Raw genomic sequence first — 11,210 nt, forward strand, 5'->3', positions numbered from 1 at the left:
GGATCATGCTCTAGTTGTTCGAAAAATTCGGGCGGTCGGCGAAATGGCAGGCCACCCAGTGATCGGGCTTCAGCTCGCGCCACTCCGGCACCCGCTCGGTGCAGAGCGGCTGCGCGTGCGGGCAGCGGGTGCGGAAGCGGCAGCCCGACGGCGGATCGATCGGGCTCGGCACCTCGCCCTGCAGCACGATGCGGCTCTCCTGCCGCATCGACGACGGCAGCGGCCGCGGCTCGGCGGAGAGCAGCGCGATCGTGTAGGGATGCAGCGGCCGCTCGGCGACCTCCTCGGTGGGCCCGAGCTCGACGAACTGGCCGAGATACATCACCGCGACGCGCTCGCTGATATGCGAGACCACGGCGAGATCATGCGTGATGAAGACGTAGGTGAGCCCGAGGTCGCGCTGCAGGTCGGCAAACAAATTGAGCACGTCGCCGCGGATCGACATGTCGAGCGCGGCCACCACCTCGTCGCAGACGATCAGCTTTGGCTTGAGCGTTAGCGCGCGGGCGATCACCACGCGCTGCTTCTGGCCGCCGGAGAGCTGGTGCGGATAGCGCTCGCCGAACTCCTGCGGCAGGCCGACGCGCTCCAGCGCCTCGCGCGCCAGCCGCTCGCGCTCGGCACTATTGCCGACACCGGCGAGTTGCAGCGGCTCTAGCACCGAGGCCAGAATGGTCATGCGCGGGTTCAACGCGGCATTCGGATCCTGGAAGATGATCTGGTAGTCGCGGCGATGGCTTTGGAATTGCCGGCGCGACAATGCCGTTGGATCGATGCCGTCATGCAGGACGGCGCCGGCACTGGGATTGAGCAGAAACACCAGCGCGCGGCCGATCGTGGTCTTGCCCGAGCCTGACTCACCGATGATGCCGAAGGTCTCGCCGCGGCGGACGTCGAAATTGACGCCGTCAACCGCCTTCACGGTGGCGCGGCGGTCCGAGGTCTGGAAGCGGACCTGGAGGTCGCGCACCGAGACGATGGCGTCGCGGCGAGGCTCGGCTGTGGCTGCGGTCATTGGCGCGCAACCCTGGCGCTGGCGGAAGTGTCCGGCGGATGCAGCGCGCCGGGCAGATTGAGCTCGGCAAAGCGCCAGCAACGCACCTTGCGGCCGCCACCGGCGTCCTGCAGCTTCTGCTCGGCCTCGCAGCCTTTGGTGGCATGCGCGCAGCGGGCGCGGAAGCGGCAGCCGGCCGGCATCTCGGCGATCGACGGCACCCGGCCCGGGATCGACGGCAGCCGGCCGTGACGCGGGCTCAAATGCGGCAACGAGCGCAGCAGGCCTGACGTATAGGGATGCAGCGGCCGCACCAGCGCCTCGTCGACGGTGGCGTCCTCGATCACCTCGCCGGCATACATCGTGATCATCCGCGTGCAGGTCTCGGCGACGACGCCGAGATCGTGGGTGATCAGCATCAGCGCGGTCTTCGAGGTCTCGCTGATGTCGCGCAGCAGCTCGAGGATCTGCGCCTGCACGGTGACGTCGAGCGCGGTGGTCGGCTCGTCCGCGATCAGAAGCTGCGGCCCGCAGATCAGGCTGGCCGCAATCATCACGCGTTGGCGCATGCCGCCGGAGAGCTGATGCGGATAATCGTCGATCCGCCGCTCCGGCGAGGCGATGCCGACGCGGCGAAGCATCTCCAGCGTCCTGGCGCGCGCCTCCTCCTCGCCGACATTGCTGTGGACCCGCAACGTCTCCGCGATCTGGTGCCCGACGGTGAAGACCGGATCGAGCGCGCTCATCGGTTCCTGGAAGATCATCGCGATCCGCTTGCCGCGGATCGCACGCATCTGCCGCGGGCTACAGGAGGCGAGATCGACGCCATCGAACAGGATCTTGCCATCGAGGCCGGCAAAATTGCCCGGCAACAGCCGCAGGATCGAGAGGCCGGTGATGGTCTTGCCGCAGCCGCTCTCGCCGACGATGCCGACGCGCTCGCCGGGCGCGATGTCGAAGTCGATCCGGCGCGTCGCCTGCCAGATGCCCTGCGTGGTCTTGAAACGGATGCCGAGCCCGCGCACGGACAGCAGCGGCCGCGCGCCCTCGCGCGCAACCTCCGACTTGCGCTGTGCCGGCTGGCCTTCGCCCATCAACCCGCCGCCCGCTTCTTCTTTTTCACCAGCTGCTCCTCCATCAGCATCTCGGTGCCGATAATGCCCTCGCGGCTGAGCTCTTCAAGTTCCGCCTCGGAAAGGCCGAGCATGCCGCCGAGGATCTCGCGGTTGTGCTCGCCGAGCGTCGGCGGCACCGAGCGGATCGCAAACGGCGCATCGCCCTCGCGGAACGGCATCGATGGCTGCGGATGTTGTCCGATGAAAGCGCGCTCGACCTGCTGGATGAAGCCGCGGGCGTGCAGTTGCGAGTCTTGCAGCAGATCGATCGGCAACCGCGCGACGCCGGAGGCAACACCGGCAGATTGCAGCGCGGCCATCGCCGCATCCGCGTCGCGCGCCGAGGTCCAGGCTGTGATCGCAGCCTCGATCTCGGCCTCGACGGCGCGGCGGCCCGCGGCCGTCTTGAGCGTCTCGTTCGACGCCCAGTCGGCACGGCCCAGCAGCCGCGCAAGTTTCGGCCACATCGCATCGTCGGACACTGCGACGACGATCCAGTTGTCTTCGCCATTGCAGCGAAAGCAGCCATGCGGCACGAAATCCGGATGGCGGTTGCCGTATTTCGAAGGCTCCTTGCCGTCGATCGAATGCGCGACGATCCAGGGCGCGGCGAACGGCATCATGCATTCGATCTGGGCGAGATCGATGAACTGGCCCCGCCCCGTAAGCTTCGCATGGATCAGCGCGATCAGCACCGCGGCAGCGCCGTTGAGGCCGCCGACCGCGTCGCCGAACGCGGTGTGGCTCATCACCGGCGGGCCGCCGGCATCCCCGATCACGCTCGGCAGGCCGGAGCCCTGCTCCAGCGTCGAGCCATAGGCGCGGCAATCACGATGCGCGCTGCCGGCGCCGAACGCCGACATCGACATCATCACCAGCTTTGGATTGAGCTTGCTGAGCACGTCGTAGCCGAGGCCGAGCTTGGGCAGCACCTCGACCGAATAATTGTCGACCACGAGGTCGGCATCGGCGAGCAGGCGCTTTGCCAGCTCGAGTCCCTTCGGCCGGGTCAAATCGAGCGTGATGCCGCGCTTGTTGCGGTTCATGATGCAGTAGCGCACCGACTTCTCGTACATCTGCTCCAGCACATAGGCCGGGCGGCGGTCGACGCCGCGCCACCAGTCCGGGTACTGGGTCGCCTCGATCTTGATGACGTCGGCGCCCAGATCGGCGAGCGTGCGGGTGCAGATCGGCCCGGCCCAGCCCATCGAGAAGTCGACGACCCGGATGCCCTCGAGCGGCAAGCGATTGGCCGGAGCCGGCTTCGGCGCCGGCGCACGCGGCGTGGCCTCGGGCCTCGCCTGCTGCTCGCCGAGATCAGGCACGCGGCCACCGCGCAGCGGCGGCGTCCCCATCAGCCGCTGCATCGTGCCGGCGGAAAGGCCGGTCTCGTCGCCGACCGCGATCGGAACGATGGCGCCGCGGGCACGCTTCTCCTCATCGGCGATGAGATCCGAGATCTCCGGCACGGGCACGATCGGGATCTTGCGCTTGAGACCCTCGGCAAACCATTCCTGCGCAGTACGCTGCTTCAGCTTCGGCAGGATCTTGGCTTCGATCTCGGCGACGTGCGGCAGCCGGTCGACGCCCATGACCAGCGTCGGATCGTCGCGCAGATCGTTGAGCCCGAGCATTTCGCAGAACGCGCGCCACTGCGCCGGGGTCACCGTGGTGACGCCGAGCCAGCCTTGCTTGGTCTCGTAGATGCCGACCGGAAAGGTCGGCCAGAACCGGTTGACGCCGATCCGCCGCATGATGTCGCCGCGCTGGAACGCCTCGAACATGATGTATTCGGTGACGGCGATGCTCGCCTCGAACAGGCTGAGATGGCTGCTGCGCCCGCGCCCATCCTGCATGCGGCCGAGCACTGAGGAGGCCGCCGCGATGAAGCCCCACAGCCCGCCCAGGATGCCGGTCTGGAAATCCGGCGCGTGCATCGGCGGCCCCTGCTCGGGTCCGACCAGCTTCACGAGCCCGGTCAGCGCGCGGATCGTGGAGTCCGTTGCTGCGAAACCGGCGTAGGGACCGCGATCGCCGAACCAGGCGAGGTCGAGATGGATCAGGCCGGGACTGTCCCGCTTGATCGCATCGAGATCGATGTCGGGACAGTCAGCCGCATCGATGCCGCGCCCGTCGAGCAGGATGTCGCAGTCGGCGATCAGCGCACCGAGCCGCGCCGCGTCGCTTTTGTCGAGCACGACACTCGATTTGTTGAAATTGAGAAACGCGAACCATGCGCTGTGCCCTTGCGGCGTCAGCGGCGCGGCGCGGCGGATCGGATCGCCGCCAGGCGGCTCGACCTTCTGCACGTCGGCGCCGAAATCGGCAAACAGCCGCGCGCAATAGCTCGTCGCCGCAGCACTTCCGATCTCGACAATCCGTAGATGCGACAACGCGCCCATCAGGCTTCCTCGCGACAACATGACCAGCCGGTGACAGCGACTGATTCAGTTTCTTGTTGCCTGAACTTGAAGCCGCGCCGTCTGTGTGATGCAAGTGGAATTTTCTTCCGCTTGACGGAATTTGCGAGAGATCGACTGGAGTTGCTGCTCGGCGCGAAACGACGATTGTGCAGCTAATTGCAGGTGAGCTGCGCTTCAAACCAATGCTGCAATGAGCTCGACAGTCGCGGCCATGCGCGCAAGACATGCGCGTATGAGGCAGCGCTCGCGCGCGTGATGCCGCGCAGTTCCTGCTCAATGGCCGGAAGATCAACACCAAGGCACCGGCCGGTCTTGGCGGCGGTGCGACCATCGACCACAAGCGCGGAGATCAGCGACGCATTGCCGCGTGCGAACAGCAGGTCGAGCGCATCGGCCTCCGGAACTGCATCGCTTCCCTCCTTCGTCATTGCGAGGAGCGAAGCGACGAAGCAATCCATATTGCTGCAAGCGGAGCCATGATTGCCGCAAGCGGAGTCATGGATTGCTTCGCTTCGCTCGCAATGACGGGGATAAGCCCTCCGCCTTCGCTCGCAATAGCGACTAAACTCAATTCGCCGTATACACCAGCTCCCGCTCCGCGCGCGGCGGCAGGAATTCGCGGGAGAACACCTCGGCCGGGGTCGGCGTGCGGGTGAGCTGGTAGCCTTCGACGATGAAGCCGATGGCGCGGGCCATGCGCTCGTCCTTGACGTCGCCGACGCCGATGTCCTTCATCTCCGGCGAGACGATCAGCTTCTCGAAGGAATATTGCAACCGGCGCTTCTCGACATCGACGTTGATCAGATTGTCATAGTTCAGCGCCGCCTTCATGGCGGCGTTCTGGTCCTTGGCAACCGCGATCGCGCCCTTGTTGATGGCACGCACCAGCCCGGCCACCGCCTTCGGATTCGAGGCGATCAGCTTGCGCGACACCATCACGCCGTTGGAATAGAGGTCGAGCCCGTAGTCGCCGAACGAGAACCATTTGAAGTCCTTGTCGGGGTCCTGGCGATTCAGCACCAGGTTGAAGTAGCTCGTGATGTTGAACACCAGCGCGGCATCGATGTCGCCCTTGATCAGCATCGGCTCCTGCAGGTTCGGCGCCATGTTGGAGACCTTGATCTTCTCGCCGTCGAGCCCGTTCTTGTGCACGAACACCGGCAGCAGCCGCGTGGTCGGCGTGCCCTGCGCGCCGCCGAGCGTATGGCCTTCGAAATCCTTGATGGTCTTGATGCCGCTCGCGTTCTTGGCGACGATTGCGAACGGCGGCTGGTTCCACATCATGTAGACCATGACCGGCGCATCCTGCGGCCTGGTCGAAGCATTCTGGATGATCGCGTTGACGTCGCCGAACCCGGCGTCGTAGGCGCCCGACATGATGCGCGTCACGGTCGCGCCGGAGCCTTCGCCCTGGTCGATCACGACGTTGAGGCCTTCCTCTTTGAAGTAGCCGTTGTCCTTGGCGTAGAAGAACGCGGCGTCCGAGCCCTGCGTCTTCCAGCCCAGCGTGAACTTGATGGTGGTGTCCTCGGCGCGCGCGGGACCCGCGACCAGGGCCAATCCCAACAGCGCGGCGCTTATTGTCTTCAGCATGACGACCTCCTCAATTCCAGTGAACGGCGATGACGAACAGATTCAGGTGGCGATGACATTGTCCTTGCGGGTCGCCCAGCCGGTCACCTGGCCCTCGATCAGCGAGAACAGCACGTAGAGCGCGACGCCGAGACCGGCGAGCACGAACAATCCGGCGAACACCAGCGGCACGTTGAAATTGGAGGACGCGGTCATCATGACGTTGCCGATGCCGCGGTTCGAGGCGACGGTTTCCGACAGCACCGCGCCGACGAAGGCGTAGGAGATCGCGACCTTCAGCGAAGCGAAGAAGAACGGCATCGTCCGCGGCAGCCCGACATTCCAGAGGATGTCGAGCTTGCTGGCGCCGAGCGCCTTCAGCACGTCCTCGAGCTCGGGCTCGGTGGTGGCAAGGCCGGTGGCGATGTTGACGACGATCGGGAAGAAGCAAATCGACAGCGAGGTCAGCACCGCCGGCACCGTGCCGGAGCCGAACCACAGCACGAAGATCGGCACCACCGCGACCTTCGGGATCGAGGAGAACCCGACCAGCAGCGGGTAGCAGGTGTCGTAAGCGGTTTTTGACACTCCGATCACCGCACCCAGCGCAACGCCCAGGGCTACGCCGAGCACGAAGCCGATCATGGTGGTGACCAGCGTCTGCACGATATGCGGCCAGAGGATCGGGAATTTCTCGAACAACGTGACGAAGATCTGCGACGGTCGCGGCAGCACGAGATCCGACATCCCCGTCATCAGGCAGAACAGCTCCCAGGCGACGAAGAACAGCACGATCAAGGCGCCCGACCAGACCTTCTGCCTGATATCCGACACGGGCATGGTCAGGCTCCCTCGCGCGCGGCGGTGCGCGCATCGACGATGAAGGCGCGGAGTTTCTGGTTGAGCGCGACGAAGTCAGGCTCGAACGTCATCGCCACGGTGCGCGGGCGGGCGAAAGCCACGCTGGAGTCATCGAGGATGCGGCCGGGGCGCGCGCTCATCACGCAGATGCGGCTGGCGAGGAAGCCGGCTTCGCGCAGATCGTGGGTGACCAGCAGCACGGTCGGCTTGTGCGTCATCCAGAGCTGCTGAAGAATTCCCCACAATTCCTCGCGGGTGAACTGGTCGAGCGCGCCGAACGGCTCGTCGAGCAGCAGCATGCGCGGCTCGTGGATCAGCGCGCGGCACAGATTGGCGCGCTGGAGCATGCCGCCGGAGAGCTGCCAGGGATAGCGGCCGCCAAAACCCTTCAGCCCGACCTGCTCAAGGAGCGCATTGGCCTTGTCGCGGAACTCGGTCTTGCGCAGCCTGCGAAACTGCGAGCGGAACGGCTCGACGATCTTCAGCGGCAGCATGATGTTCTTTTCGATCGTCATCCATGGCAGCATGGTCGGGTTCTGAAACGCCATGCCGACCCGCATCGCCCGCGCCGCGACTTCGCGGCCGCCGACGATGACGACGCCGGTGGTCGGCCGCGCCAGGCCACTGACCAGTCGCAGGATGGTGGACTTGCCGCAGCCGGATGGACCGACCAGCGCCACGAACTCGCCGTCGGCGATCCGCAGCGTGGTCTTGGACAGGGCCGGCACGGCGCGGGCGCCGCGGCCGAAGGTGACGGAGGCTTCCGACAGCTCGATGGCGGTCGGCACGGATCCGGCGGCCATCGGCTCGCCGGCAAATTCGGAATTTGGTTGCATACGCATCACGAGCAAAGTGCATGCAAGCTGGATGCCAGCGGCCGACCCGTTGAAAATCAAGGGGATCACGCGATCCGTACCTTGGGGAGCCGGATTCCTTTTAGGCAATCCACAGCCCGAACTGCATGCAATTCGGGCGATCGATTGTTTTTGCGGTATGATAGAGAGGCGTTCGAGGCAGCTTTCGAGAGGGATTCGCGGCAATGGCGGGGCGCGCCGACACCAGCAAGACGGCTGAATCGTCCGACAAGGTCAGCGTGATCTGCCGTGCGTTGCGGCGCGCGATCATCGAGCAGGCGCTGGAGCCCGGCGCGAAGCTGCCCGAGGATTCGCTCGGCGAGCGCTTCGGCGTCAGCCGCACAATTGCGCGGCATGCGCTCGGCCAATTGGCCGCGGAAGGCCTGGTCGAGCTGCGCCGCAATCGCATCGCGGTGGTGGCGACGCCGAGCTGGCAGGAGGCGCGCGATGCCTTCGACATCCGCATCGAGCTGGAGCGGCTGGTGGTGCGGCAACTGGCGGGCAAGCTGACCAAGCCGCAGATCGCCGAACTCACCGCCCATGTCGACGCCGAGGATCGTGCCCGCGACGGCACCGACGCGGTCTCGATCCGGCTCGCCACCGAATTCCACATCCTGCTCGCCCACATGACGAACAGCCCGATCCTGGTGCGCTATGTCAGCGAGGTCGCCTACCGCTGCTGCCTGACGCTATCGCTGTACAGCCGGCCGCATTCATCGGAATGCGCGATCAACGAGCACCGCGCGATCATCGCGGCGCTGGTGAAGGGCGACGTCGACAAGGTGATGGGGTTGATGCACAGCCATCTGGATTCGGTGGCGACCCGCGCCCTGGTCGCGCCGAGCCCGCAGCGCGGCCGGGATCTGCTGGATATCCTTGCGCCCTATGCCGATGAGGCGAGCGGCGATCGCGTGGTGAAGCTGCCGAAGGCGGCGCGGCGCTAGGGGTTGCCGCTACTCTATCCGCGTCATCCCAAGGAGCGCGTAGCGCGTCTCGAAGGATGCACGGCCCCGCTGGTGGCCGTCGATCCTTCGAGGCTCGCAAGAGCTCGCACCTCAGGATGACGGGGAAACAGCGACGCGCTCCCTACCCCTCAATCCCCCGCTGCACCAAAATCCGCTCGGCGCTGTCGTTCCAGACGTCCATCTTGACGATCTGCCCGCCCTTCACCACGAAGCGATCGACATAGCGGTTGCCTTCGAACGGCGTGCCGTCGATCCATTCGCCGTAGAGCGTGCCGACGCTGTAGACCACGGTCTCGCCGGTGCCCGGGCAGACGTCGAAGCGGTCCATCCGCTTTTTCACCCAGCGATAGCGCTTGGCGTTGAAGCCGGTCGGCCCGCGCGGATGGTCGAATTCGCGCCCGCCGGTGAAGGTGATCACCGTGCCCGGCTTCATATAGGCCGCCGCCGCATCGGGATCGGGAATCATCGATGCGGTCAGATAGGCTTCCACGATCTCGGCATCGGACAGCGGGCGGGCATCGGCTTGGGCGGTAATGGACATGACGGGGCCTCCAGGGACAAACAGGACTCTACAATTTGGCCGACAAAGTGTATGCATATTTTTTAGACAATCTGCTAGGCAAACTGCACACAATCTGATGCTGCCGGTTCCCGCCCCTTCCGCTAGGCTCAAACCATCCTGATGTTTCCCCGATGATCGCGAAACCTGCCTTCGACCTGGTCTTCCGTAATGCCGTGACGCGCCAATCCGCGTCGGCGGTCGATATCGGCGTTGCCGGCGGCAGGATCGCCGCGGTCGCGCCGCATCTCTCCTGCGAGGCCGTCGAGGTCGATCTCGGCGGCCGGCTGGCGCTGGCCGGCTTCGTCGACACCCATATCCATCTCGACAAGGCCTGCCTGCTCGGCCGCTGCGGCCACGACCACGCCAGTCTCGGTGACGCGATCCGCGCGGTGTCGGCCATGAAGCGCGACTTCACGGTCGAGGATGTCTATGCACGCGGCGCCAAGGTGATCGAGCGCGCGATCATGGCAGGCACCACGCGGATGCGGACCCATGTCGAGATCGACCCGCGGATCGGGCTGCGCAGTTTCGAGGCGGTCAAGGCGCTGAAGCACGACTATGCCTGGGCGCTGGACCTCTCTCTTTGTGCCTTTCCGCAGGAGGGCCTGACCAACGATCCCGGCGCCGACGAGCTCTTGGTCGCGGCGCTCAAGGACGGCGCGGATGTGATCGGCGGCTGCCCCTATGTCGACACCGACCCGAACACGCAGATCGCGCGCATCTTCGATCTGGCGCAACAATTCGACATCGATGTCGACTTCCATCTCGACTTCGACCTCGATCCGTCCTGGTCGCACATGGAGGAGGTCTGCCGGCAGACCGAGCGGCGCAACTATCAGGGACGCGTCGCGATCGGGCACGCGACCAAGCTGTCCGCGCTGCCGCCGGACAGCCTGAAGGCGGCGAGCGCACGTCTCGCCGAGGCCGGCGTCGCGGTCACCGTGCTGCCCGCGACCGACCTCTATCTGATGGGGCGCGACGCCACGCATAACGCCCCGCGCGGGCTGACGTCGGCGCACCGACTGGTCGCCGATGGCGTGCTGTGCTCGGTCGCGACCAACAATGTGCAGAACCCGTTCACGCCGTTCGGAGACGCATCGCTGCTGCGGATGGCCAATCTCTATGCCAATGCCGCCCATGCCGGGATCGGCGAGTTCGACACCTGCCTCGATCTCGTCACCGAGCTGCCGGCCCGCCTGATGAACCTGCGCGACTACGGCATCGCGGTCGGCAACCCCGCCGATATCGTCGTGCTCGACACCGACAGCGGAACCAATGCGATCGCCGAACTGCCCGACGTGCTGATGGGCTTCAAACGCGGCCGCAAGACGTTCGAGCGACAAAGGCCGACATTGTTCCGGCCCTGATCGCGAAACCCTTCCCGTCACCCTGAGGAGCCGCGAAGCGGCGTCTCGAAGGGTCGACGGCCACGAGCGGGGCCGTGCATCCTTCGAGATGCGCGTTCCGCGCACCTTGGATGACGGTTGGGGACACGAGCGTGTGAAGATACGACGTCACCTCCGCCAATCCGCCTAAGAGCTCTGCACCCGGCGCGAATTGACGCGTCCGCCGATCCGTTGTTGAACTTGCGCAACATCAACAAAAGCCGGGCGGGAAACCATGAGCAAATCCACCACCATCAAAAGCGTCGAAACGCTCGCCTGCGATGCCGGCTGGCGGAATTATCACTTCGTCAAGGTGACGACCACGGACGGACTGGTCGGCTGGAGCGAATATGACGAGGGTTTTGGCGCGCCCGGTGTGACGGCGGCGATCGAGCGGCTGTCGGCGCGGGTGATCGGCAAGAACGCGTTCGAGCACGAGCGGATCTATGTCGAGCTGTTCGCCGCGACCCGCCCCGCCG

10 protein-coding genes and 1 pseudogene are annotated in these 11,210 nt (G+C 65.6%); 3 read left to right on the forward strand and 8 right to left on the reverse strand.

Annotated features, from left to right (window positions below; all coding sequences use genetic code 11):
• Positions 1-10: 10 nt before the first annotated feature.
• From H8A95_RS24955 to H8A95_RS24985, 7 genes are all read right to left on the reverse strand, one after another.
• Entirely contained in the window at positions 11-1,015 is a 1,005-nt protein-coding gene (locus H8A95_RS24955; protein WP_229185509.1) for an ABC transporter ATP-binding protein, read from the reverse strand.
• The gene (locus tag H8A95_RS24960) at positions 1,012-2,088 is read right to left on the reverse strand and encodes an ABC transporter ATP-binding protein (RefSeq protein ID WP_229185511.1); all 1,077 of its coding nucleotides are present in this window, start codon (positions 2,086-2,088) and stop codon (positions 1,012-1,014) included. Before H8A95_RS24960 ends, H8A95_RS24955 begins: the two co-directional genes overlap by 4 nt.
• Complete coding sequence (locus H8A95_RS24965) at positions 2,088-4,511, reverse strand: CaiB/BaiF CoA transferase family protein (RefSeq protein WP_229185512.1); 2,424 nt, start codon at positions 4,509-4,511, stop codon at positions 2,088-2,090. Before H8A95_RS24965 ends, H8A95_RS24960 begins: the two co-directional genes overlap by 1 nt.
• Before the next feature lie 173 nt (positions 4,512-4,684).
• Positions 4,685-4,990 carry a hypothetical protein gene (locus H8A95_RS24970; RefSeq protein WP_229185514.1) on the reverse strand — a complete coding sequence of 102 codons (306 nt, stop codon included), beginning with the start codon at positions 4,988-4,990 and terminating at the stop codon, positions 4,685-4,687.
• 109 nt (positions 4,991-5,099) lie between these two features.
• A complete protein-coding gene (locus H8A95_RS24975; RefSeq protein ID WP_229185515.1) occupies positions 5,100-6,125 on the reverse strand; it encodes an ABC transporter substrate-binding protein in 1,026 nt (341 codons plus the stop codon).
• A gap of 42 nt (positions 6,126-6,167) precedes the next feature.
• Positions 6,168-6,944, reverse strand: a complete 777-nt coding sequence (locus tag H8A95_RS24980) for an ABC transporter permease (protein ID WP_229185517.1) — start codon at positions 6,942-6,944, stop codon at positions 6,168-6,170.
• Between the two features lie 2 nt (positions 6,945-6,946).
• The gene (locus H8A95_RS24985; RefSeq protein ID WP_229185519.1) at positions 6,947-7,801 is read right to left on the reverse strand and encodes an ABC transporter ATP-binding protein; all 855 of its coding nucleotides are present in this window, start codon (positions 7,799-7,801) and stop codon (positions 6,947-6,949) included.
• Between the two features lie 203 nt (positions 7,802-8,004).
• On the opposite strand from H8A95_RS24985, the gene H8A95_RS24990 reads away from it, so the two are divergent.
• The gene (locus H8A95_RS24990; protein WP_229185520.1) at positions 8,005-8,763 is read left to right on the forward strand and encodes a GntR family transcriptional regulator; all 759 of its coding nucleotides are present in this window, start codon (positions 8,005-8,007) and stop codon (positions 8,761-8,763) included.
• A gap of 142 nt (positions 8,764-8,905) precedes the next feature.
• Here H8A95_RS24990 and H8A95_RS24995 read toward each other — a convergent pair whose 3' ends face one another.
• Positions 8,906-9,325 (reverse strand): nuclear transport factor 2-like protein, encoded by a 420-nt coding sequence (locus H8A95_RS24995; protein WP_229185521.1) that lies wholly within the window; start codon positions 9,323-9,325, stop codon positions 8,906-8,908.
• A 152-nt stretch (positions 9,326-9,477) separates the two neighbouring features.
• On the opposite strand from H8A95_RS24995, the gene H8A95_RS25000 reads away from it, so the two are divergent.
• Together H8A95_RS25000 and H8A95_RS25005 are read left to right on the forward strand one after the other, a co-directional pair.
• Positions 9,478-10,713 (forward strand): amidohydrolase family protein, encoded by a 1,236-nt coding sequence (locus tag H8A95_RS25000; protein ID WP_229185523.1) that lies wholly within the window; start codon positions 9,478-9,480, stop codon positions 10,711-10,713.
• A 253-nt stretch (positions 10,714-10,966) separates the two neighbouring features.
• A pseudogene (locus H8A95_RS25005) lies at positions 10,967-11,210 on the forward strand (mandelate racemase/muconate lactonizing enzyme family protein); the annotation flags it as partial.

Origin of the sequence: Bradyrhizobium oropedii (genome assembly GCF_020889685.1) — a bacterium.
GTDB lineage: Bacteria > Pseudomonadota > Alphaproteobacteria > Rhizobiales > Xanthobacteraceae > Bradyrhizobium > Bradyrhizobium oropedii.